At 39.4% G+C, this 22,865-nt stretch carries 23 protein-coding genes and 1 riboswitch; of the genes, 16 read left to right on the top strand and 7 right to left on the bottom strand.

The genetic code is table 11. The features are described from left to right. The 5 genes from BK583_RS11860 (at position 1) to BK583_RS11840 (ending at position 4,400) form a co-directional block, all read left to right on the top strand. The gene (locus BK583_RS11860; protein WP_055736069.1) at positions 1 to 813 is read left to right on the top strand and encodes an HAD family hydrolase; all 813 of its coding nucleotides are present in this window, start codon (positions 1 to 3) and stop codon (positions 811 to 813) included. A gap of 24 nt (positions 814 to 837) precedes the next feature. Continuing rightward, positions 838 to 935, top strand: a riboswitch (TPP riboswitch). Between the two features lie 97 nt (positions 936 to 1,032). Continuing rightward, positions 1,033 to 1,611: an ECF transporter S component gene (locus BK583_RS11855; protein ID WP_038479404.1), complete on the top strand. Its 579-nt coding sequence runs from the start codon at positions 1,033 to 1,035 to the stop codon at positions 1,609 to 1,611. Next, positions 1,608 to 3,038 carry an ABC transporter ATP-binding protein gene (locus tag BK583_RS11850; protein WP_055735906.1) on the top strand — a complete coding sequence of 477 codons (1,431 nt, stop codon included), beginning with the start codon at positions 1,608 to 1,610 and terminating at the stop codon, positions 3,036 to 3,038. Before BK583_RS11855 ends, BK583_RS11850 begins: the two co-directional genes overlap by 4 nt. Next, complete coding sequence (locus tag BK583_RS11845) at positions 3,022 to 3,810, top strand: energy-coupling factor transporter transmembrane component T family protein (protein ID WP_236702371.1); 789 nt, start codon at positions 3,022 to 3,024, stop codon at positions 3,808 to 3,810. Before BK583_RS11850 ends, BK583_RS11845 begins: the two co-directional genes overlap by 17 nt. Positions 3,811 to 3,827: 17 nt before the next feature. Then, a complete protein-coding gene (locus BK583_RS11840) occupies positions 3,828 to 4,400 on the top strand; it encodes a DNA-3-methyladenine glycosylase (protein ID WP_055735904.1) in 573 nt (190 codons plus the stop codon). 52 nt (positions 4,401 to 4,452) lie between these two features. Here BK583_RS11840 and kynA read toward each other — a convergent pair whose 3' ends face one another. From kynA to kynU, 3 genes are read right to left on the bottom strand one after another with little or no spacing between them, the layout of a single operon-like run. Next, entirely contained in the window at positions 4,453 to 5,277 is an 825-nt protein-coding gene (kynA, locus tag BK583_RS11835) for a tryptophan 2,3-dioxygenase (protein WP_038479415.1), read from the bottom strand. A 2-nt stretch (positions 5,278 to 5,279) separates the two neighbouring features. Further along, positions 5,280 to 5,909 (bottom strand): arylformamidase, encoded by a 630-nt coding sequence (gene kynB / locus BK583_RS11830; RefSeq protein WP_055735903.1) that lies wholly within the window; start codon positions 5,907 to 5,909, stop codon positions 5,280 to 5,282. Continuing rightward, on the bottom strand, positions 5,910 to 7,181 hold the full coding sequence (kynU, locus tag BK583_RS11825; protein WP_055735902.1) for a kynureninase: 1,272 nt from the start codon (positions 7,179 to 7,181) through the stop codon (positions 5,910 to 5,912). A 181-nt stretch (positions 7,182 to 7,362) separates the two neighbouring features. On the opposite strand from kynU, the gene BK583_RS11820 reads away from it, so the two are divergent. Beyond that, positions 7,363 to 8,700 (top strand): YheC/YheD family endospore coat-associated protein, encoded by a 1,338-nt coding sequence (locus BK583_RS11820; protein WP_055735901.1) that lies wholly within the window; start codon positions 7,363 to 7,365, stop codon positions 8,698 to 8,700. A 31-nt stretch (positions 8,701 to 8,731) separates the two neighbouring features. On the opposite strand, the gene BK583_RS11815 is transcribed toward BK583_RS11820, so the two are convergent. After that, the gene (locus BK583_RS11815; protein WP_055735900.1) at positions 8,732 to 10,843 is read right to left on the bottom strand and encodes an ATP-dependent Clp protease ATP-binding subunit; all 2,112 of its coding nucleotides are present in this window, start codon (positions 10,841 to 10,843) and stop codon (positions 8,732 to 8,734) included. A gap of 208 nt (positions 10,844 to 11,051) precedes the next feature. Next, entirely contained in the window at positions 11,052 to 12,260 is a 1,209-nt protein-coding gene (locus BK583_RS11810) for a GNAT family N-acetyltransferase (RefSeq protein WP_038479428.1), read from the bottom strand. Between the two features lie 136 nt (positions 12,261 to 12,396). Here BK583_RS11810 and BK583_RS11805 point away from each other — a divergent pair, with 136 nt between their 5' ends. From BK583_RS11805 to BK583_RS11780, 7 genes are all read left to right on the top strand, one after another. Continuing rightward, the gene (locus BK583_RS11805; protein WP_055735899.1) at positions 12,397 to 13,392 is read left to right on the top strand and encodes an LLM class flavin-dependent oxidoreductase; all 996 of its coding nucleotides are present in this window, start codon (positions 12,397 to 12,399) and stop codon (positions 13,390 to 13,392) included. A gap of 282 nt (positions 13,393 to 13,674) precedes the next feature. Beyond that, complete coding sequence (locus BK583_RS11800) at positions 13,675 to 14,436, top strand: type II toxin-antitoxin system SpoIISA family toxin (RefSeq protein ID WP_055735898.1); 762 nt, start codon at positions 13,675 to 13,677, stop codon at positions 14,434 to 14,436. Positions 14,437 to 14,483: 47 nt separating this feature from the next. Further along, complete coding sequence (locus BK583_RS20730; protein ID WP_158318519.1) at positions 14,484 to 14,636, top strand: hypothetical protein; 153 nt, start codon at positions 14,484 to 14,486, stop codon at positions 14,634 to 14,636. Between the two features lie 90 nt (positions 14,637 to 14,726). Then, the gene (locus BK583_RS11795) at positions 14,727 to 15,725 is read left to right on the top strand and encodes an LLM class flavin-dependent oxidoreductase (protein WP_055735897.1); all 999 of its coding nucleotides are present in this window, start codon (positions 14,727 to 14,729) and stop codon (positions 15,723 to 15,725) included. Between the two features lie 133 nt (positions 15,726 to 15,858). After that, entirely contained in the window at positions 15,859 to 16,785 is a 927-nt protein-coding gene (locus tag BK583_RS11790) for a PLP-dependent cysteine synthase family protein (RefSeq protein ID WP_038479437.1), read from the top strand. Continuing rightward, complete coding sequence (locus tag BK583_RS11785) at positions 16,782 to 17,915, top strand: bifunctional cystathionine gamma-lyase/homocysteine desulfhydrase (RefSeq protein WP_038479440.1); 1,134 nt, start codon at positions 16,782 to 16,784, stop codon at positions 17,913 to 17,915. Before BK583_RS11790 ends, BK583_RS11785 begins: the two co-directional genes overlap by 4 nt. A 54-nt stretch (positions 17,916 to 17,969) precedes the next feature. Further along, positions 17,970 to 18,734, top strand: a complete 765-nt coding sequence (locus BK583_RS11780) for an exodeoxyribonuclease III (RefSeq protein ID WP_055735896.1) — start codon at positions 17,970 to 17,972, stop codon at positions 18,732 to 18,734. Here BK583_RS11780 and yxiS read toward each other — a convergent pair whose 3' ends face one another. Beyond that, positions 18,735 to 19,034: a protein YxiS gene (yxiS, locus tag BK583_RS11775; RefSeq protein WP_055735895.1), complete on the bottom strand. Its 300-nt coding sequence runs from the start codon at positions 19,032 to 19,034 to the stop codon at positions 18,735 to 18,737. It lies immediately after the preceding gene. A gap of 130 nt (positions 19,035 to 19,164) precedes the next feature. On the opposite strand from yxiS, the gene BK583_RS11770 reads away from it, so the two are divergent. After that, positions 19,165 to 19,887: a YebC/PmpR family DNA-binding transcriptional regulator gene (locus BK583_RS11770; protein WP_055735894.1), complete on the top strand. Its 723-nt coding sequence runs from the start codon at positions 19,165 to 19,167 to the stop codon at positions 19,885 to 19,887. Between the two features lie 425 nt (positions 19,888 to 20,312). Beyond that, on the top strand, positions 20,313 to 21,026 hold the full coding sequence (locus tag BK583_RS11765) for a DUF3784 domain-containing protein (protein WP_243839539.1): 714 nt from the start codon (positions 20,313 to 20,315) through the stop codon (positions 21,024 to 21,026). Here the strand turns inward: BK583_RS11765 and BK583_RS11760 are convergent, their stop codons facing one another. Beyond that, positions 21,027 to 21,737, bottom strand: coding sequence for a 5-formyltetrahydrofolate cyclo-ligase (locus tag BK583_RS11760; protein ID WP_055735892.1), 711 nt, complete (start codon positions 21,735 to 21,737; stop codon positions 21,027 to 21,029). Between the two features lie 91 nt (positions 21,738 to 21,828). Between BK583_RS11760 and BK583_RS11755 the strand changes: the two genes are divergently transcribed. After that, on the top strand, positions 21,829 to 22,767 hold the full coding sequence (locus BK583_RS11755; RefSeq protein WP_055735891.1) for an ATP-grasp domain-containing protein: 939 nt from the start codon (positions 21,829 to 21,831) through the stop codon (positions 22,765 to 22,767). Positions 22,768 to 22,865: the final 98 nt, after the last annotated feature.

Genomic DNA, 22,865 nt, shown 5'->3' with positions numbered 1-22,865 from the left:
ATGATAAAAGCTGTATTTCTGGATTTAGACGATACCTTGCTTTGGGATAAAAAAAGTATCGCCTTAGCATTTAAGCAAACGTGTTTACAAGCAGCTATTGAAAAAGAACTCGATCCAAACGAACTCGAGGTGTGGGTAAGGGAAGAAGCAAGAAGACTTTATCAGTCCTATGAAACGTATCCTTTCACAGTGAACATTGGGATTAATCCATTTGAAGGATTATGGGGCAGCTTTCGTGATGAAGAGGAAGGCTTTAAAGCGTTAAGAGAGATTGCACCGGTTTATCAAAAAGCAGCATGGCATGAAGGGTTGAAAAAAGTGGGCATTGACAACGAAGCGTTTGCCCAACATCTAGCAAATGTATTTCCGGTGGAGCGTCGTAAACACCCGGTTGTCTATGACGACACGTTTTCAACATTAAATGCTTTGAAGGATAAAGTTCATCTTGTGTTACTGACTAATGGCTCACCAGATTTACAAAATACAAAGCTAGAATTAACACCTGAGCTTGTGCCCTATTTTGATCATATTCTTATATCTGGGTCATTTGGAAGAGGGAAACCTGACGTTCTAATGTTTGAGGAAGCCTTACATCGACTGGAGCTAGAACCCCACGAAGCCATTATGGTTGGTGATAACCTTCATACAGATATTAAAGGTGCAAATGCAAGTGGCATTCCATCTGTGTGGCTGAATCGAGAGAACCAAGCAAATGAAACGAGTATCCATGCTACCTATATGATTGAATCGCTGGAAGAGTTAGTTCGTTTAGAGAAAGTGAAACATTCCCTTGATAAAGCTTCACGAATATGATCTAATTAGCTTAACAAAAATTATAAAATCCACTAGGGGTGCGAAAAGCTGAGAGAGGATAAATCCTTAACCCTTTACCTGATCTAGATAATGCTAGCGAAGGGAAGTGCGATATGTAAACCAATTGGTTGTTAAAAGTCTAGCCAGTTTATTTGCATGCGTCGTTCCGTCGTTTAGATGGAACGTTTTTTGTGTTCATAGTGGTGGATAGGAGTCAAAATGAAAAAGAAGAATAGGCTGACGTTAGTTGATATTATTGTGACAGTTATGATTGCCACAGTGTTTGCGGTTGTTTACCGATTATGGAGTCCTGTTACAGACGTTGTTGGATTATTTGGTTTACAACTGGAGCAGCTTATCTATGGGATGTGGTTTATTGCAGGGACAATAGCGGCTTTAATTATTAAAAAACCGTTTGTAGCTTTAATTGCTGAAACGGCTGCGGCATCTGGAGAATTTATCGCAGGCTCTCCGTATGGTGGCATATTGCTTATATATGGCATTCTCCAAGGAATCGGTATGGAGTTAGCCTTTGCACTCTTCCGTTATAAAGTGTACTCCATTTGGACTGCCATGCTAGGTGGTGTGTTTGCAAGTTTTGCTTCAATTGGATTAGATTTCTTATATGCCAACATTGGTCAACTGACAACGTGGGCGCTCGTTGTGCGAATAAGTTTACGAACGATTGGTGCCATTCTCATTACAGGTGTTTTAGCTGCTAAACTGGTACAAGCATTGCAAAAGACAGGGGTTCTGGATTCGTTTGGATCACATCATAAAGGAAGGCCGTTTTCATGAATGCGCATCAACCAATTGTATTAAAGGAGCTCACTGTACGAGATCAACAGAGTGGGAAACTCATTTTAGATCGAGTTTCCTGCACAATTAAACCAGGTGAAAAAGTCTTAATTGTAGGGCCAAGTGGTGCAGGGAAATCGACTTTGTTACAAGTAATTGCTAAACTTCTCGAGACAACGAACCAGTTTGAAGTAAACGCTGATTTGTATCAAGTCCCACCGTGCAGCTACGTCTTTCAAGATCCGGACTCACAGTTTTGTATGCCTTATGTAGATGAAGAGCTTGCATTTATGTTGGAAAATCAGCAAGTCGCTTCAGAGGACATGCTCGCCATTATAAAAAGAATGCTCACAACGGTTGGTTTACAAAAGGATCAGCCTCATACAGCGATCCAAACATTATCTATGGGAATGAAGCAACGATTGGCTTTAGCTTCAGCCATGCTCCATGATAAAGAATGTATGTTGTTAGACGAGCCTTCTGCTTTGCTTGATCCTGATGGGGCAGTTCAATTATGGAATGAAGTGGCGAAACATGCTGAAGGAAAGACCGTTGTAGCCGTTGAGCACCGAATTACAGAGGCACTCCCACATATGGATCGAGTTCTACTCTTTAATCATCGAGGGCAGCTAGTAGCGGATTCAAAGGCTAGTGTTTTCTTTAACGAGTATCGAAAAGAAGTAATAGCTGCTGGGATCTGGCATCCACATTCGTGGGAGGACTACGCAAGAGAAAAAACGGTTACTCGCCGTTTCAAACAGCCAAAAGAGGTGCTAGCACTTAACGATTGGCAGCTTTTAAGACGAAAAAAACCACTTGTTACCGTTAAGGAAGCGACTGTATATGAGAACGATTGGATTTGTATAACTGGGGTGAATGGTGCAGGCAAATCATCGCTGCTTTATGGATTAATGAATTTACTTCACCATAAAGGTCAATACACATTAAACGGTGAACTCGTACATCGGAAAGAACATGTATCAGATCGAATTAACTTTGTATTTCAACATCCAGAATTTCAATTTGTTACAACCAATGTGGAAGAAGAATTGCTCTTTTCAGCAACGAATGCCGACGAAAAAGCCCTAGTAAAGACAATTCTACAGCGGTTCGGGCTTTCTGAATACTGTACTGTTCATCCATACAGGCTTTCTGTTGGTCAAAAAAGACGACTAAGCGTAGCGACAGCGTTTGTTCATTCAAAACCATTTCTTTTTCTTGATGAACCTACGTTTGGTCAGGATGCGTACCATACGTTTGCGTTGCTCGATTTAATGGAGGACTTTCGTCAATCAGGTGGCACAATCGTGATGGTTACACATGATAAAACGCTTGTTCGTCTGTTTGCGACACAAGAATGGCATGTAAAAAATGGAGCACTTATTCCGAGTGAAAGGAGGCAACTTGAAGGTGTACTCGCTACATGATACATTTCTCACAAGCATTAATCCAACAGTTAAACTTCTTTGTTTGCTTGCGCTGTTTTTTGTCATTGTGCTCATTCACAATCCAAATGTATTATTCTTTATGGTTGTATGTGCCCTTCTCGTTACAGTCTTTTTTTCAGGGCACCCTAAACGATATGTACTTTTATATGTTGCATCATTTGTTCTTTTATTTGTCTCTGCTTCAACAACAATGATGTTCTTTGGACAAGGTGAAACCACTTGGGTAAAATGGGGACTACTTCATATTACAGAGGAAAGCTTCTATACAGGTCTTCATCTAGGCATACGAGCAACTTTATTTGCAACTCTTGGTTTACTATTTCTTCTAACGACAAAGCCTGTACTCTTATTTTATTCTCTGATGCAGCAGCTTAAGCTACCACCAACGTTTGCTTATGCCTTTTTAGCGGCGGTGCGAATGCTACCGATTATGGTAGGGGAGTTCCAAACGCTTCGTCATGCTTATCAAATTAGAAATGCAAAACAAAAGCCAGGAGGAAAACGTCTGTATCGAGCGGTATCCTTTTATGTTATACCGTTACTAACTCAGGCGATTCGACGAGCACAGAAACTAGCGGTGGCGATGGAAGCAAAGCAGTTTACCCAAGAAAAACGAACATTTTATTATCCTATGTCGTACCGTTGGGTCGATGGGCAATTTCTTTTGTTGTTGGTCGTCTTCATTGGTGTGAGTTATACGCTAGGTCAATTGCTACCAATTGTCCCAACATCAGACATTCGACTTAGTTAATAGGAAAGGAAGGTTTTATGTCTGTTGAAAGAATGCCAGCCCATTTTTATGCTCAGTCAACAATCGATTTAGCAAAAGCACTTATCGGAAATTATTTAGTTCATTTTCTTAATGGAGAGCTTCTAGTGGGTAGAATTACCGAAACAGAAGCATATTTAGGTGTTTTGGATCGAGCCTGTCATAGTTACGGCAGAAAACAAACCAAACGTACTCGTATTTTGTACGAGGACCCGGGACATGTTTATACGTATACGATGCATACGCATTGTCTATTAAATGTCGTTGCAGAAAGAAGTGGTCAGCCTGAAGCCGTGCTCATTCGAGGCATTGAGCCTGTATGCGGAATTGAAAAAATGGAATCTTTAAGAGGGAAATCTGCTCAGGACAAACAGTTTGCAAATGGACCAGGAAAATTAACACAAGCAATGGGTATTTCAATGAACGCCTATGGAGAGTCGTTTATAGATGGTCCGCTTTATATTGGTTATAACGGGCAAAAAAATGGAGTACCAGTAGCGACGAAGCGAATTGGGATTGAGAACACAGGACAAGCAAAGTACTTCCCTTTTCGCTTTATCGAAAACAAATAAAAAAACGTACAAGCTTTGCATAAAAATGGAGCTTGTACGTTTTTTAATGGTTTTAAATGGTTGTGCGTAATTCCCAAAGCTCTGGAAAGAAGTAGTCGTCGAGAACAGCTTTTAAATAATGAACGCCTGCGGAGCCTCCTGTACCTGACTTCATTCCAATAATTCGCTCGACGGTTTTTAAATGTCGAAATCGCCATTGCTGATGCCAGTCTTCGAGATCAACGAGCTTTTCGGCGAGCTGGTAAAGATTCCAATAGCGGTTCGATTGTTGATAAACGATTTGCCATGCGTCTCTAACCGAATCCGTTGACTGATGGCTTTTTGTTACATCTCTTTCTAGTATGGTTTTATCTGAAAATAACCCTGCCCGTGCAAGGGCTTGAATGGCCTCATCGTAAAGAGTAGGCTTCTCGTAATCTGCTTGTAACCCTGCTAAGATGGTCGGCTCATTTTCATAGATTTTTAAGATATGTGGCGTTTTTTTGCCTAATAGGAACTCGAGTTGACGGTGTTGATAGGATTGAAAGCCAGACGCTTGTCCTAGACTATCTCGAAATTCAACATATTCACTTGGTGTCAATGTAGCGAGAACATCCCACGCTTGAATAATTTGTGCTTGGGTTTTTGAAACGCGAGCAAGCTGTTTAAAGGCAGGTTGAAATTGATCTTGTTGCAAGGAGGTAATCGCACCACGTATTTCGTGGAGCATTAGTTTCATCCACAATTCACTTACTTGATGAATCACTATAAACAACATTTCATCGTGATGATCAGACAGTCGCTTTTGACTATTTAAAATCGGTTCAAGCTGCAAATAATCACTGTAGGTCATTTTATCTTTAAAGTCTGTATAAGCAGATTGGCTATTGTTTGTCATGGTCAATCACTCTCCAAAGGTTTAATAATGGCACGTACTGGGCTGCCATCACCGCCAACAATGCGAAGAGGTAGGGCAATAAATTCATATAAGCCAGCCTCCACATGATCAAGCATCAGGTTTTCAATAATGGCGATATTGGCTTTGCCGAGACTATGATGGCCGACTAAGTCTTTACTGGTTAATGGGTCAACACTCGGGACATCCACACCTAATAAAGAAACACCTTTCTTCAGTAAATAATTTGCTCCATCTTCTGTAACGTATGGAATATCTGTTGGAAAAACAGTTGAATCCGTTTTCGTTTTTGTTTTAATAAGTAGGCGTCTGACACCGGTTAAATCATACGTTTCAAGTAAAGCTTGATTAATGGTTTGTACCCCAATAGCAGTAATTATAAGAGCTGGTCCTACATACGTCTCTAACGGTAGTGCATCAATGGTTGCCCCTGTCTCGTGATAATGAAACGGTGCATCAGCATGAGTACCTGTGTGAGTACTAGTCGTAATTTCACCTATATTCACCGACCCTGTTTCTTCCATAGGTGCCGATAATGTGTAGGAGAAAGGTGTGTCGCCTGGCCAATGAGCAATACCGTTATGTAGTGGCATTGTAATATCAATCCAACCCATCTATGCAATCACTCCTCGTTTGTTTTCAAATTGTAGATACGTTTTATTTTTCATGATGGCTGCAAGGGTTTGTGCAGTCTTATAAACATCTGTAAATGAATTATAGAGGGCAACAGGTGCAATGCGGACACCGTTCGGACTGCGGAAATCAGGAATAATACCATGGGATTTAAGTGCTTTACATATGCGTGCAGCTTCTGGATGCTCGAGAAGAAGATGCCCTCCGCGCTCCTTATCATGCACAGGTGTCGAAATTGTAAACGACTGAGTGTCTGGTAGCTGGTTTAATAGATAACGTAAATAATGGGTGAGTGCCAAGGATTTCTTTCGAATGGCCTCTATGCCAACTTCAGTAAACATGTCTAACGAGCCAATGAGTGGTGCCATGGATAAAAGGTGAGGCGTTCCCAGCTGGTACGATCCTACAGATGCACTTTTATGAAACAGCGGGCTCATATCGAATTGTTTTGACTTATCAGAACCAAACCAGCCTCTAAGGCCAGGCAATGCGGTGTGATGCTTTTCATGAACAAATAAACCGCCAACACTACCGGGCCCGCCATTTAAATGCTTATACGTGCACCAGAAAGCAAAATCAACATCCCATTGCTTGAGTTGATGAGGGACAGAGCCAATAGAATGGCAAAGATCAAAGCCAATTAAAATTCCGTTATCATGGGCTGCCTTTGTTAATCGTTCAAGAGATAATAGCTGTCCGCTTCGATAGAGTACACTTGAAAGAATAACTACTGCAACGTCATTATCAAATGAGGCAATGATCTCTTCCTCAGATAATGTATGACCGTCTTGACTCTCAATTAAACGGAGTCCTTCCTTATGAGAGATGCTATGAAGATCAAGATGTGAATGAATGGCGTAAAGATCTGTCGGAAAGCTAAGGGCTTCACTCACAATAACGTAACGGTCAGCTGTTGGTTGATAAAACGTTGCAAGTAATTGATGAAGATTGACCGTTGTTGAGCCCATTGCTAACACTTCTTCTGCTGATGCACCAATCAATGGAGCCATTGACGAACCTAATTTCTCAGAAAGAGTGAACCAAGGGTATTGACCATCTGTCCATCCATCAATTCCATATGTTTTCCAATCTTCAAGCACTTGTAGAACCGTCTGCTCAGCTCTCTTGCTTAGTAGCCCTAATGAATTGCCATCCATATAGATGGTGTCTTTATTAAGATAAAACTCTTTTTGATAAGGAGCTAGGGCATCAGTTGCATCGAGTCTCGCTGCATACTGCTTTGAAGTGTCCATCTATTCACGTCCTTGTTCACAAAATGTATAACTCTAGTTAAACGTATCAAAATCCTATTCAATTGAACAGTAGTAATTAGCGGAGAACGTTAAATATGTGCGTTTCCTGCGCTCCTTACGTCTAATCGAATTCTATCCACCTCACATAGAGTAGTTACATAGAATGTATGGAGGTGAAGAAATGATGTCAACCACATTCTCTGTGGTGTTTCGTTCAAAAATAAAACAAAAGGAAGAAACGATTCTAGTACCGTCTTTTTTGAAAAAATGGTTCAGTCATAACCAAGTACAGCTAACATATGGACTCGCGTCTCGTAATCTCACAATCTCTTATTTTGATGAGAGAGAAAATGATTCGCCTTCCATCTACGTTCATAAAAATGTACAAAAAGAATTAGCTCTTCATAAAAAAGAGCGTTATCAAGTGAGGGTGAAGCAGGGCGAACTAACCATTGGTCCCTATATTGGATTATTACTAGGCGATCAACCATTGAATTATACCGCTGCATTCATGAAAGAACATTATGAAGAAAGAATGAAATTACAAACTCAACTCGGCGTAAGAGTAGCTGCTTTTTCAATCAAATGGGTCAACCTAGAACAAGCGAAAACAAAGGCACTAACGTACTGTGTAGAAACAAAAAAATGGAAAGAAGAAGTAGTACCAATTCCTAAGATTATTTATAGACGTCATTTGCGACAAGAGGAATTTCATTCATTCAAAGAGACTATAAGACAAAAAGGTGGAACGATCTTTAATTCAAATCGACCAGATAAATGGGAACTTCATGCCCACTTTAATGAAGATAGCACGTTAAAGCGTGTTTTGCCTAAGACAGAAAAGTGGACAAAGGAAGATCAGTTAGAACGTTGGTTACAGGAAAAGCCGAAATTTGTATTAAAGCCAATTTTAAATTCCCAAGGTCGGGGTATTTATATGATTTCGAAATTAAAACAGGGGAACCAGTATCTCGTTTATGATTACGCCAAGACCGATCAAGCAATTAAACGAAAGCTAACCAAAAAAGCACTAATACGATTTTTTCATAAGCGCAAATTACGTTCAAAAGACTATATCATACAGGAATGGATTGCTTTAAAGAGATGGGAGTCACGACCATTTGATGTCAGGGTATTTTTACAAAAAGAAACGGCTAATTGGCAAGTGAATGGAATTGAGTGTCGACAAGCTCAAGCGAAGCAGCTTATTACCAATTTTTCAAAAGGGGGGAGAGTTCTTCCGCTTAGCGACATTTTTGGTGGACACACAAAAGCAATGGAAGCAGAAATTGAACAATTGTGTATAGAAATAGCGGATAAGATTGAATCGATTTATCGGAATGATCATTTTGCTGAATTAGGAATTGACCTTGCTTTTGATGTAAAGCAAAAGCGTTTTGTTCTTATCGAGGTCAACTTTCGGCCAGGATACAAAGGGCTTAAACTGTTTGATGAAGATGCTTATTATCGAGTTGCATGGTCACCGTTTAAGTATGCCGCAAAAATGGAAGGGTTTTAAGCAAAATAAACTCTGGGGAATTCCCCAGAGTTTATTCATGTGTAGCATTTACTTGTAACATTCCTTCTTTCAGTATCACGTCTATATGCGTAATGTCGCCATCTTCAATAAGAAGTTCGGTAATATCGTCTTCAATTGTATCCTGAATAACGCGGCGTAATGGTCTTGCGCCAAAAGAAGGGTGATAGCCTTTTTTCGCTAGTTCTCGTTTTGCGTCATCACTTACATGAATCGTCATGTTTAGCTCATCTAAGCGACTACGAAGGTCATCTAACATGACATCAACAATTTGAATTAAATCGTTTTCTGTTAGTTGATTAAACTCAATCAATGCATCAAAACGGTTTAGGAATTCTGGCTTAAAGTAGTCATGCAGACTCTCAAGAATGCCAATCGTTTTACTTTGTTCAGCGTTAAAGCCAAGTGAACGAGAAGGGGACCCAACGCCTGCATTGGATGTCATAATGACCATAGTATCTTTAAACGAAACGACTCGACCTTGACTGTCTGTTAAACGACCATCCTCCATAATTTGCAAGAACATATGTTGCACATCAGGATGGGCCTTTTCAATTTCGTCTAACAAGATGATACTGTACGGATTGCGGCGAACTTGCTCCGTTAATTGACCACCTTCTTCATGTCCTACATAACCTGGAGGTGAGCCGATTAATTTAGAGACTGCGTGTTTTTCCATAAACTCACTCATATCAAGGCGAATCATATTTTCTTTATTTCCATATACTTCTTCGGCTAATTGCTTCGTTAACTCGGTTTTACCAACTCCAGTAGGTCCAACGAAGAGAAAGCTAATAGGGCGATTGCCTTGCTTCAAACCAGCGCGACTACGTTTGACCGCTTTCGCTGTTTTTGAAACTGCATCTTCCTGTCCAATGACTTTACTAGCGAGACGGCTTGTTAAATCACGCATTTTTTGCTGCTCATCTTTTTGGAGTTTCTGAACAGGGATACCTGTTTGTTTTTCAATTAATGCTTGAATGTCTTCGATTTTAACGCTAATCGGTGTTAAGTTTGATTCCGTTTCTTTCAATTTCTCTTTAATGGCATTTTCCTCATCACGTAACGTAGCTGCTTGTTCGTATTGTTCATTTTTAGTAGCGGCGTGTTTACGTGTGCGAACATCATTTAAGCGCTTTTCAAGTGACGCTTTATCTTCATGTTCAATAGAAAGGGACAAGCGAGATCCAACTTCATCAAGTAAGTCAATTGCTTTATCCGGCAAGAAACGATCTTGAATATAGCGGTTTGAAAGACTTACTGTTGCACGTAATACCTCGTCTGAATAGGCTACACCATGATACGCTTCGTAGACTGATTTCAAGCCTTTTAAAATCTCGTATGCTTGCTCTTCTGTCGGCTCTTTAACAGTTACTGGTTGGAAGCGACGTTCAAGGGCGGCATCCTTTTCAATCTTACGGTATTCATTTAATGTTGTAGCACCGATTAACTGCATTTGCCCACGTGCAAGTGCTGGTTTTAATAGGTTGCTTGCATCCATATTTCCTTCACCAGAAGCACCAGCACCAACAAGCATATGAAGCTCATCAATAAATAGAATGATCTCTTCACGTTGAGATACTTCATCAATTAATTGCTGCATGCGTTCTTCAAATTGACCTCGATAGCTTGTTCCAGCAACGAGAGAAGCAAAATCTAAAGAAAAGATTTGTTTATTTAGCAATTTGGCAGGTGCATTTCCTTTTGAGATTCGTAGTGCTAAGCCTTCAGCAATTGCTGTTTTCCCAACACCGGCTTCACCGATTAGTACTGGATTGTTTTTAGTTCGGCGACTGAGAACTTGAATGACTCGTTCTACTTCTTGGTCCCGCCCGATAACAGGGTCAATGTTTCCGTTCTCTGCTTCATAGGTTAGGTTGTGTCCAAATTGAGTTAAAAAGCTATCTTTCTCATGTTGTTGTTCTTTTATTTGTGTATGATGAGGCTGTTGTTCTTGCCCGTCCATAAATGATTGAAAAAAGGATTGCGTTGGGGCAGCCTGACCATGTACTTGTCGTAACTCTTGTAAACACGTTTCACATAAGATCATCTGTTTTTTGTGTTGATTTACAACAAGATTTAATGATACTGTGGCATCATTTGTTTGACAGTGTTGACATTTCATCTTCCATTACCCCCATTTTTAATATTTTTGACTTTGACTATATTTGACCATTTGGTGTATAAGAAACAGCTATCGCAAAGGAGTAGCTGTTTTATATAGACTTATTATAACTGATCAAACGATATTGTTCAACCATTATCGACTTTTTAGGTCAAATATGATCAGTAAATATACTTTATCATTCGATCATATTCGTGTCAATCATTGATTAAAAATAGTCAGAGAACCAAGGTTGATTGTCTGGAATTAACTCTTCTAAATAACTAATTGTTGCATTCGTTGCTTCGATACGCCCGATTTCTTTCAAGTCTTTCGCTCGCTTGTAGTTAAGCAAAAGGGTGACGAGGGTCTGAATATCAAGAGATGCATCAACAGGTGTATCCTCACTCACTCGTTCCACTTTTTGACCATTTTCAAACGTCAGTTTAAATACGTCTTGATTCCATTCAAGCATAGGATCGTTAACCTTTAAAACAATCGCTTGCTTTGCATAAGAAGTAAAGGGAAAACCACGTAAAAATTCTTCAACATCAACAATTCGCGCCATATAATAGGGAGAGATTTTTTCTTCAATTTCTCCGTCTTCAAGAAAGAATGAGAGTGGTTCATTGGCAAAAATCTTTCCTTTTACATAATAAACCATCGAAAAATGAGCACCAATAAAGTTCCATAGTCCACGACGAGCTTCTTCATTGTTAAAAATCATTTCTTGAACGAAAAAGGTTTCATTTTCGACCTTATAGTACATATAACCTGTTGGCTGTTCTTTTGCATCGTAGTAAACACAAGCGATTAGATCATCTCGTTCCCACTTGAAATGTTCATCCCAAGCAAGCTCATTACGAATCATAGCTCCATTTTCTTTTTTTGAAAATTGTTCGTAAGCTTTACGAATATCTTTATCATGAAATGAAACTCGCTCAATACGTCCAGGTACATCATAAGGCTTCGGAATTTGTGTATCACGCACTGTGTAGGTAATGACATCCGATATAATTTCCCAGCCTTTTTTTCGATAATAAGGGATCGAGTAGGGGAACAAATAAGAGATAGTTTGTCCTTTTTCCCGCATTAACGTTAAGCTTTCTTTCATTAAATCATTCATGAGTCCAAGTCCTGCATATTCAGGATACGTTCCAACTCCGGTCACACCACCCATTTTATAGGCACGACCGTGAATGTTAACTGAAAAAGGGTACACAACCATTTGTGAAATCAACTTGTTTTTAGAAAACCATCCTAAAATCGAACTTTGTTCAAAGATTGGTTTTTTCCAGAGAGCCATTTGCGACTCGCCAATTTGGGAAACGTCTTGATTCGTTACTTGAAACACGTAGTTCAACAAATCAAGAGAATCTTGCGTATGTTCTTTTGTAACAACCTTCAGTTCTAAGTCATCTTTTCGATTCTGACTCATGTGATTTCGACCTCTTTCATTAAAATGACTGATTATCATTCATTCTAGTAAAATCAATGCAAACAGTCAAATCGTTTGATTTGAAACAAGTGGAAAGAATCGCTACACTAACGAAAGTAAGAAAGGTGGCTTTAGAATGACAAAGCAAATCAAACTTTCAGCATTAAATTTAGCACCAGTTCGAAAAGGAAAAACAGTAAGAGAAGCATTACAACATACAATTCGTAGCGCAAAAGCTGTTGAATCATTTGGCTATCATCGTTTTTGGGTTGCTGAACATCATAATATGGAAGGTGTTGCAAGCTCAGCAACAGCTGTATTAATTGGACAACTTGCTCAGGAAACAACACAGATCCGTGTCGGTTCAGGAGGCATAATGCTACCAAACCATGCGCCATTAATTATTGCAGAACAGTTTGGCACCCTTGCAGCTCTTCATCCAAATCGGATTGATTTAGGGCTTGGCCGAGCACCAGGAACAGACCAATTAACAGCGCAAGCATTAAGACGACATGGACAAAAGGCAGAAGATTTTCCTAGTCTTGTGGAAGAATTACGTCATTACTTTAAACCAGTATCGTCAAGACCTCATGTACGAGCGATACCAGGTGAAGGAGAAGAGGTTCCTATTTGGCTTCTTGGCTCAAGTGGTTACAGTGCGCAAATGGCCGGTGAATTAGGCTTACCATTTGCGTTTGCTGGTCACTTTTCACCAAAACAAATTGTACCAGCATTGAACCTTTATTATGATACGTTTAAACCTTCTTCGGTGTTAAGTGAACCGTACAGCATGATAGCCGTGAATGCTATCGCTGCCGAGACTGAGGAAGAAGCCCACGTACTTGCTAGCTCTCTTTACCAACAGTTTCTTTCAATGATTCGAAACCAACGAGGAACATTACAACCTGCAGTTGAAAACATGGACGATATTTGGACACCTCATGAAGAACAGCTTGTGATGGAACAATTAAGTGGATCCTTTATTGGTGAAGCCAATAAAGTCGCCCAACAGCTTAATGATTTCGCTGTGAAACTGCATGTAAATGAAATCATGTTACAAACGACTATTTTTGATGAAGAGAAGCAAATCGATTCTTACAATCGTATAATGAGTGCTTGGCAAGCACTTTAAAAAAATTAGCGCTGTATGATAAGGTCGTTTTTCATTTAAACCTTTCTTCATACAGCGTTTTTGAATCCGAAAGCCTTATTCTAGTATACGAATGGTATTAAAAGAAGTGATAAGGGTGCTGCTGACAAACGGATCGGGTTATTGTATATGAGCGATTCGTTTACAGCAGATGATGGCATTGTGAAAATTTGTTCGCCTTTTTGTATTTTCCCAACAAAAAAGATCTCTTTTTATTGCTTATGCGACATATTCATACAGAAAAAGGAAAAGGGGGCAGTTCGCATGCTGTTACTTTATCAAATTCTTGTATGGGTTAGCGTAAGTGGACTAGCTTTTTACGTGTTTGCTTCTTGGAAATGGGAAGATGCAACAAAAAGAAAACTTCCTTTTATACGAAAAATTTGGTACTCCTTATTCACAGTCGGTGCAGCTTTATCTTGGACATTATTCCCAACTAGCTTATTCGAAAACTGGCTACACTACCTTATCGTTGCTTGTTTGTTTGTTGTCATTGACGCTTTTGTTTTTTTAAGTGCATACGTACAACGATTTGGGTCGAATCTATTGACAATCGATACGGGACAACTGATTGAAACAAATCAAGAAGTCTTGCAGCTACAGGAAAAACGATTAAAAGCTTTCTTTCGCCTTTTAAAAAGTGACACAATTAACGTCTATTTTGGTGGGCATGATGCATATATTACAGGTGTGCGAGAAATTTTAATGAAGTTCGCAGAGAAAACCGATATTGAAGCGAATCTTTTTCCTTTCATGACAAAGGCTGAAAAAGATCACCTTTTGTTTCATTTTTCTAATCGAACGGTTGTCAGTGCAACGCTTGAAAGGCAAGATGTGTATTACGGTGAAAAAGATCGTTTAATTTTTATCCCAGTTATATTAAAAGGAGAGCACTATGTTATTAAGTTGTCGTCAGAGGAACGAATTATTGAATACGATGCGTTATTATTTGCTTCTCTTGTTGCTATTTATGATTTGCTTTCCTTCAATGAAGATGATGAGAACAAGGCTCACCAATTGATGTAAAGTAGAATATCGTAAAGTATACAAACTTGTTTAAGTGGGTGATGCAAGTGAAGAAAACAGCAAAAAAGTCAACAGAGAGTATTTTACCGGCGTTTTTCTCGTCTCCTTTTACAATGAATTTACAAAAAAAGAATAAAGAAGCCATCCAATTATTCAATAAATGGAAAAAGGATGTAAAAGAAGACCGAGGTTCTGTATGAATTGTGGTTTGTGAGGGGATATTAGTTGCTAAATTCGACTAATTTCGATACGGTATATACTAAGCTATGTTAGAAAGAAGGTTCCATTGGATGAAACTTAGTATCCTCGATCAAGTACCACGTTCATCTGAATCAACTAATGAGATTGCGCTAAAAGAAACAGCTGATTTAGCATTAGCCGCTGAAAACCTTGGCTATCACCGCTATTGGATCGCTGAACATCATGATTTAGATGCGCTCCTGTCGCCATCGCCTGAGATTTTAATTGCTTACATCGGTGCAAAAACCTATTCCATCCGATTAGGCGCTGGAGCGATATTATTACCGCATTATAAACCGTATAAAGTTGCTGAAAATTTCAATATGCTTGCTAATTTGTTTCCAGGCAGAATTGATTTAGGCCTAGGACGTTCGCCTGGTGGATCAGCGGAAGCATCAGAAGCATTGTCTGAAAATTTCATTGAAAATGTTCATCAAATGGATGAAAAGACAGAAACGTTAATGCACTTTTTAAGACGTGATTTTCCTGAAGCACATCGCTTTTCTACATTAAAAGCAGCACCTGTGCCTTATGAGAAGCCACAGGTCTTTATGCTAGGCACGTCTGAAAAGAGCGCACACTTAGCAAGTAAACATAATCTTAATTATGTTTACGGTCATTTTATGAATAATGAAAATGGAAAGCATGTGTTAAACGCTTATCGGAATAAGAAAGAAGATGGACAAGCATTTGCTTGCGTATCCGTTCTATGTGCGGATACCCAAGAAGAAGCCGAATTGTTGCATCGTTCCGTACGAGTATGGCAAGCATTTCACTCAATGAACCAGCCTATTGGGGCTATTCCAACTAAAAGTGAAGCGGCTTATTTGTTAAACCAGCTAGATACGAAAACACGAGAACAAATAGAGAAAAGCGATTCAACGACAATTGTTGGGGACAAGACTACAGTCAAAGCAAAGCTTGATGAACTTTCAGAGGCCTTACAATTAGAAGAATTAATGGTCGTAACACACGCTCCAGAGCTTCGAGATCGCCTGCACTCTTATCGCTTACTTACAGAAATTTATCCACAACTTGTCTCATTGTAAAACATTTGTCTAGAAGGCAAGTGTTCTTTTTAATGAAATTAATAATTTCACGTACCGAATTAAATTGAAAAAATAGGCACATACACAGACAACCAACATACGATACAGTATCAAGAGCGAATGAGGTGAGAGGATGGAAGTTCATTTTCATATTCACGAACTTATTGGAAAAACACCGATTGTTGAATTACGTTCGTTTCCTATTCCTCAAAACGTGCGTTTGTTTGCTAAATTAGAAAGCTATAATCCTGGTGGAAGTATTAAAGATCGCTTAGGCAAACAATTGCTGAATGCTGCTTTGGAGAGCAAGAAGATTAGTCCAAAAGGAACCATTATTGAACCAACTGCAGGGAATACAGGCATCGCATTAGCTTTAGCAGCAATTGGAACAGAAGTAAATGTAATAGCGGTCATCCCAACATCCTTTAGTCTAGAGAAGCAACAACTTATTCGCGGCTTAGGTGCAACTGTCATTAACACACCTAGCGAAGAAGGAATAAAAGGAGCTATAAAAAAAGCGAAAGAATTAGAAGCAACAATAAGCGATTCCTATTGCCCGCTTCAATTCCAAAATCCAGAAAACCCGTTAACGTACTATAAAACACTTGGTCCAGAATTGTATGCTCAACTAAATGGTCAAATTGACGTCTTTCTTGCAGGTGCAGGGTCATGTGGAACGTTTCAAGGAACAGCAGCATATTTAAAAGAACAGAACCCAGACATTGATACAGTTGTTGTTCAGCCAGAGGGATCAATTCTTGATGGCGGCACAATCGGACCCCATCGAACAGAAGGAATTGGGATGGAATTTATTCCACACTATGTGGTTCCAGCATTATTTGATCGTATTCATACGATTCCAGATGACCGAGCATTTCTTCGCGTCCGTGAATTAGCAAAACAAGAAGGGATTTTAGTAGGAAGTTCATCAGGTGCTGTTTTTGAAGCTGCGTTAAAAGAGGCGAGAGAAGCGAAAACTCCGAAAAATATTGTGATGATCTTTGCTGATGGCTCAGATCGATACTTAAGTAGAGGGATTTATGAGGAGGATACGACTTGAGACAGAAAACAAAACTGATCCACGGTGGTAAAGGAATTGATCAAGCAACTGGTGCTGTTAATCAAGCGATTCAACTTTCTAGCACGTTTAAGCAAACACAAATCGGAACATTTCACTACGAGTATGGAAGAACAGGCAATCCAACCAGGGAAGCACTTGAACAATTACTAGCGGATATCGAGGAAGGCGACCATGGTTTTGCATTTGCATCAGGTATGGCAGCGATTACGGCGGTCATGAAGTTATTCTCACCTGGCGATCATATCATTATTACGGACGATGTCTATGGCGGTACGTATCGTTTTTTTACGCAGTTTCTTGAAAAAGAAACGATCTCCATTACGTTCGTTGATACAAGTGACGTGACGGCAGTAGAAGAAGCAATACGAAAGGAAACAAAAGCCGTCTTTATTGAGACACCAACAAATCCTTTGCTTAAAATTACAGACCTTAGTAAAATAGGTCAAGTAGCAAACGAACATGACCTGCTTTTTATCATTGATAATACGTTTGCAACGCCTTATTTTCAAAATCCGTTACGCTACGGAGCGGATCTTGTTATTCATAGCGCGACAAAGTATTTAGGTGGTCATAGCGATGTGATTGCAGGTGCAGTGGTTGTGAAAGAGGATACCCTTGCAGCAAAACTTGCGTACATTCAAAATGCCACTGGAGCTGTTCTTGGACCTCATGATGCGTATCTCTTAATGAGAGGTATTAAGACATTAGGTGTGCGTATGGAGGAAATTGAAACGAATACACGCCAGCTAGTGAAATTTCTTCAACGTCATCCGAATGTGGATGAGATTTATTATCCTGGATTAGTAAACCATCCGGGGCATGCAACCCATGCCTTACAATCTCGAGGGTTTGGTGGGATTGTGTCGTTCACAACAACATCTAATGAGCTTGCTTTACAGACGGTCGAGCGTACACGTTATTTTACGTTGGCAGAAAGTTTAGGTGCGGTGGAAAGCTTAATTTCAATTCCTGCAAAAATGACCCATGCGTCTATTCCGAAAGAACGGCGACAAGAGTTAGGTATTAAAGATTCTCTTATTCGATTGTCAATCGGATTAGAGGATGTAGAAGACTTGGCAGAGGATTTGGAAATTGCATTAACAGAATAAAATGGCTGCTAATAAAGCAGTCTTTTTTACATAGAAGAGGAGAGGCGTTAAGGAATGAAGTTTATTTCATGGAATGTGAATGGTATTCGCGCATGTGTAAAAAAAGGGTTTCTCGATTTTTTTCATCATGCGGATGCGGATTTCTTTTGTTTACAAGAAATTAAAATGCAAGAAGGACAGTTAGAGCTTGACCTACCGGGCTATGAACAGTACTGGAATTACGCTGAGAGAAAAGGGTATTCTGGCACTGCTATCTTTACAAAGCACAAACCCTTAAAGGTTCACTACGGATTAGGGGAGAATTTCCAAGACGATGAAGGGCGCGTTATTACTCTTGAATATGAGCAATTTTACTTAATAACCATGTATACGCCAAACGCAAAACGGGATTTAAGCCGGCTTTCTTATCGAATGGAATGGGAAGAAGAGGTAAATGCCTATATTGATCAACTGCAGAAGCAGAAGCCCGTGATCTTGTGCGGCGACCTAAACGTTGCTAGAGAAGGAATTGATGTAAAAAATAATCGTGCCAACATTGGAAACGCAGGTTTTACAACGGAAGAGCGTGGCAAGCTAGAAGAACTAATAAGTCACGGATTTATTGATTCCTATCGCTATTTCTACCCAACAGATGATGAATCGTTTACATGGTGGTCGTATATGGCAAAAGTGAGAGAGCGGAATATTGGGTGGCGGATTGATTATTTTTTAATCAATGAAACCCTCGCTCCACAATTAAAGGATGCTGTTATTTACTCACAAATCATGGGTAGTGATCATTGTCCAGTCGGATTAGAATTAAAAGAAGGAAGCAACTAATTAGCTTCCTTTTTCACTATAAGTTTGGACGAGATAAGCAAGGTCTTCATTGCCAAAAACCTGTAGAAGATTGATTACTGTTTCTGTTGCGATAGGGCTTGATTCCTCTTTTGATACAGTTAAAGCCAGTGCTTGTTTCAGTTCGTGGTTGTTTCCTTGCTCTGGATAAGCCTCACTATAAAGGGCAGCCGGATCGTAGTCATTATTTATACACCACTGAGAGAAAACTAGAATCATCATCTGCTCATCTTGCTGATAACTTTTAATAATATGATTGGCTGTTTGTGACTGATCATGCATGTTCTCGCCTCCATTTATCTTCTTAAAGTGATTATAGAGGATAAAAAGGGAGGAAGAAAGCAATCTACGCACAATTCTACTTTTGCGTTATAATAAAAAGGAACTTTAAGAAGAAAGAGAGTGACAGGTCATGGGTCGTAAATGGAATAACATTAAGGAAAAAAAAGCGTCAAAAGATGCCAATACGAGTAAAGTTTATGCAAAGTTTGGACGCGAAATTTATGTTGTCGCAAAGCAAGGAGAGCCAGATCCTGAAGCCAATCAAGCGTTAAAAGTTGTACTTGAACGAGCTAAAACCTATAATGTTCCGAAAGCAATAATCGAGCGAGCGCTAGAAAAAGCAAAAGGTGGCGCTGATGAAAATTATGATCAGTTGAGATATGAAGGCTTTGGTCCAAATGGCTCGATGCTAATCGTTGACGCATTAACAAATAATGTAAACCGTACAGCTTCTGATGTACGTGCTGCTTTTGGGAAAAATGGAGGAAATATGGGCGTTAGCGGTTCGGTTTCCTATATGTTTGACCATACAGCAGTCATAGCATTTGAAGGCAAAACAGCAGATGAAACACTGGAACTTTTACTTGAGGCAGACCTAGACGCGAGAGATATTATAGAAGAGGACAATCTTATTATCATTTATGCTGAACCAGATCAACTTCAAGCTGTTCAAGAAGCGTTAAAACAAGCAGGTGTGAATGAATTTAACCTCGTTGAGACTTCTATGCTACCACAAACAGAATTATCTTTAGAGGAAGAAGACGAGAAACAGCTCGAAAAATTAATTGATGCATTAGATGATTTAGAAGATGTTCAGCAAGTCTATCATAACGTCGCTTTACGTGAAGACTAAGCCATTTACTAATGATAAAAAAACTCGTGTAACCGAAGTGTTCACGAGTTTTTTCTTATGGCTACTGGCACACAAATGTAAAAACAAAGATGGTTATGGTAGAACGAGCATGATAAAGCCAGTTCTTATTAAGAGGAAAACATCGTTTCCTTTCACAATAAATAATTGAAGTGTAAAGAGGATGAGCAATCTTAGTAGTAAAGAGAATTGAATCCAAAGCTTCTGTGAAAAATTTCGAGAATCGTCGACACACAAAACTAGGAAGGATCATTCCCCATCTTACGGTCAACGCGTTTCATTCTATTTTAAACAGTTTTGATTATGTCTTATCTTAAGTGTGTTGTTCCCTTCGTAAAACACTTTTGAAACAAATTAGCCTATTCGTTCGTAGAAGACGTTTAAAAAGAGGGGTGAGAAGGTTGGTAGTGTATGGAACGATTATGGGTGTTGTTGGAATCCTAATGATTGTTTTTAGTATCGTTTTACTAAAAACAAAAAAATATCAGTATTTATCAAGCTTTGGAACGAGAAGTAAAGAAGATCAGGAGAAATTGTTAGAAAACGGTTTGCCGCGAAAGCAAGTCATTCTCGTGCTATGGACGAGTGTACTGCTTCTGCTCTTACTCATTCCTGTTTTGCTATCTGTTCCAGGAGCGTTCCCATTCCAATTGCTTATTTATTTAGTGTCTCTCCTTGGTGGATTAACTTATTTGTCACGATATGAAGTGGAAGAAAAGCGTAAGCGTGCTTTTTTAATAAATGGTGGGATCACAACGGTCACGATGATCATTGCCGGGAGCGTCTTTTTCATAGGAGCACAAACGCATGATTTACTCATACATGACGATTCAATTGAAATTACTGGTCCCTACGGTTCAGAATGGCCAATTACTGAGCTTGTCAGTGTTGAAAAAATAAAAGAGCGCCCATCTATGACAAGATTAAATGGTATCGGTACACTAGATGTGTCGAAAGGCCATTTTCGACGACAACATGACAGAGAACGAGTATTAGTCTTTAAAGAAGGAACAGAGTCAGACTACTTACACTTGCAGTTTCAAGATCAAGAAATTTACGTTAATGCACCGTCAAATAAACAATTAGATGAGTGGTATGAAGCATTAAACAGCCGACGATAGTCAGCTGTTTTTTAGCGTCTTTAATTCTTGTAGAATAGGCATATCGGATAAATCAGAATCAGGTACTTGATCCCATAAGATACCAGTCGGCTTAGGATGAGTGCTGTGGATTGGAATAAGTTCTTTTTCTGTGGCGATGTAGTCCATCGTAACATCATATGGATTGAGTGGGAGGTCCGATTCTATTAACTGTGAGGAATGAATCGTTGTAAAAACAGGCATTTCTTTTTGACCAAGTTCTCTTAGGATAGCATATTCTCGATCTGCATATCCGGCACCTTTGCCAATGCGACGTCCTTTTCGATCAACAGCAACAGAGCCCATTACCATCAAGTCGATTTGGGGTAAATCCTTGAGGGGAATGACTTTTCCATACGATTTTATATGCGTTAAACTAGCTGCTTTTCGGTATTCATTTGGTGGAACCCATTCTGGTTTCACTTGAATAAAGCCATCTTTTAATCGTGGTGTGGGCACAAATAAGATCTTCCCATCAGCCAAAATGGCTGCTCTTAATGGTAGTTGGGGAGAATCAGGATTAACTTTAATAATGGATGCTTGTTTATAAAGATCGGTTTGACGGATCCACTCTGCAGCAGATTCAGCGCCTTTAAAGTTTGGAATACGTCCTTTAATAGGAAAAGGAAAACGTGCTACTTTTTCATCCATCATTTGTTCCCAAACTTGTTCTCTAATTTCTTGTTTATTCATCGGAATACAGCACCTTTTTATTGTCACGTTTAGTTGTAATTGCTATCATAACTGTATACAAACTAAACCTGAATAGCAAGGGGACTACTAGATGAAGATTTATGTCATTCATGAAAATGAAGAATGGTCAGCGCCATTGTTTAATCGGCTAGAAGAATTAGGTGCCCCATACGAGAACTGGAACTTATCTTCTGGTTCCATTAACCTGCAAGAGGAACCACCTGAAGGGATTTTCTATAATCGTATGAGCGCATCGTCCCATACACGAGGTCATCGATTTGCACCAGAACTAACTAGCGCTGTACTCGTCTGGCTAGAGCAGTATGGTCGAACGGTCATTAACGATTCGCGTGCATTGCGATTAGAATTAAGTAAAGTTGTTCAGTATGTAGAATTAGAGAAGGAAGGCATAAAAACACCAAAAACAATTGTGGCAGTAGGAAAAGAACCGTTATTTGAAGCAAGCAAAGCATTTGAAAATGAGCCCTTTATTACAAAGCACAATCGAGCTGGAAAAGGACTTGGTGTGCAGTTGTTTCAATCAAGAGCAGCATTAAGAACGTATCTTGATAGTGATGGATTTGAAGAACCTGTTGATGGCATCACATTGTTGCAGCAATATATTGAATCAGAAGAGCCGTATATTACTAGATGTGAATTTGTTGGTGGTGAATTCATTTATGCTGTGAAAGTGAACACGTCTGACGGCTTTGAACTATGTCCAGCCGATGCATGCTCTATTGAAAATCTTTACTGTCCAGTGGGAGAAGAGCCAAGTTCAAAATTTGTGATCGATCCAACTTTTTCTGAACCTTTTATTAAAGATTATAAACGCGTTCTTCAGCGTAATGGCATCCAAATAGCAGGGATTGAATGCATCAAAGATAAAGATGGTGTTTTCTATACGTATGACATTAATACTAATACGAACTACAATGGAGAAGCCGAGGAGCGAGCAGACCAATATGGGATGTTAGAAATAGCGAAGTTTTTACAAAAAACAGTAACACATGCTAAATCATGCACGTAAACGACTAGCTTGTTAGTAGAATCTCTCATTAGAGGTTTTATTAACAAGTTTTTTTGATGCTTATTTAATAATAAATGGTAATCGATTAAGAGATCAAG

Origin of the sequence: Shouchella oshimensis, from assembly GCF_002019765.1 — a bacterium.
GTDB classification, from domain to species: Bacteria; Bacillota; Bacilli; order Bacillales; family Bacillaceae_D; genus Shouchella; species Shouchella oshimensis.
The sequence above is the reverse complement of the archived record's forward strand: the minus strand, read 5'-3'. Positions and strand labels throughout refer to the sequence as shown.

Bases quoted from the DNA above. Each gene is read 5' to 3' on its own strand.
- BK583_RS11790 (WP_038479437.1), top strand. From the start codon at position 15,859: ATGGAAGTTCATTTTCATATTCACGAACTTATTGGAAAAACACCGATT.
- BK583_RS11840 (WP_055735904.1), top strand. From the start codon at position 3,828: ATGTCTGTTGAAAGAATGCCAGCCCATTTTTATGCTCAGTCAACAATC.
- kynU (WP_055735902.1), bottom strand. From the start codon at position 7,181: ATGGACACTTCAAAGCAGTATGCAGCGAGACTCGATGCAACTGATGCC.
- BK583_RS11800 (WP_055735898.1), top strand. From the start codon at position 13,675: ATGCTGTTACTTTATCAAATTCTTGTATGGGTTAGCGTAAGTGGACTA.
- kynA (WP_038479415.1), bottom strand. From the start codon at position 5,277: ATGACAAACAATAGCCAATCTGCTTATACAGACTTTAAAGATAAAATG.
- BK583_RS11805 (WP_055735899.1), top strand. From the start codon at position 12,397: ATGACAAAGCAAATCAAACTTTCAGCATTAAATTTAGCACCAGTTCGA.
- BK583_RS11815 (WP_055735900.1), bottom strand. From the start codon at position 10,843: ATGAAATGTCAACACTGTCAAACAAATGATGCCACAGTATCATTAAAT.
- BK583_RS11780 (WP_055735896.1), top strand. From the start codon at position 17,970: ATGAAGTTTATTTCATGGAATGTGAATGGTATTCGCGCATGTGTAAAA.
- BK583_RS11795 (WP_055735897.1), top strand. From the start codon at position 14,727: ATGAAACTTAGTATCCTCGATCAAGTACCACGTTCATCTGAATCAACT.
- kynB (WP_055735903.1), bottom strand. From the start codon at position 5,909: ATGGGTTGGATTGATATTACAATGCCACTACATAACGGTATTGCTCAT.
- BK583_RS11755 (WP_055735891.1), top strand. From the start codon at position 21,829: ATGAAGATTTATGTCATTCATGAAAATGAAGAATGGTCAGCGCCATTG.
- BK583_RS11810 (WP_038479428.1), bottom strand. From the start codon at position 12,260: ATGAGTCAGAATCGAAAAGATGACTTAGAACTGAAGGTTGTTACAAAA.
- BK583_RS11850 (WP_055735906.1), top strand. From the start codon at position 1,608: ATGAATGCGCATCAACCAATTGTATTAAAGGAGCTCACTGTACGAGAT.
- yxiS (WP_055735895.1), bottom strand. From the start codon at position 19,034: ATGCATGATCAGTCACAAACAGCCAATCATATTATTAAAAGTTATCAG.
- BK583_RS11770 (WP_055735894.1), top strand. From the start codon at position 19,165: ATGGGTCGTAAATGGAATAACATTAAGGAAAAAAAAGCGTCAAAAGAT.
- BK583_RS11760 (WP_055735892.1), bottom strand. From the start codon at position 21,737: ATGAATAAACAAGAAATTAGAGAACAAGTTTGGGAACAAATGATGGAT.
- BK583_RS11855 (WP_038479404.1), top strand. From the start codon at position 1,033: ATGAAAAAGAAGAATAGGCTGACGTTAGTTGATATTATTGTGACAGTT.
- BK583_RS11860 (WP_055736069.1), top strand. From the start codon at position 1: ATGATAAAAGCTGTATTTCTGGATTTAGACGATACCTTGCTTTGGGAT.
- BK583_RS11820 (WP_055735901.1), top strand. From the start codon at position 7,363: ATGATGTCAACCACATTCTCTGTGGTGTTTCGTTCAAAAATAAAACAA.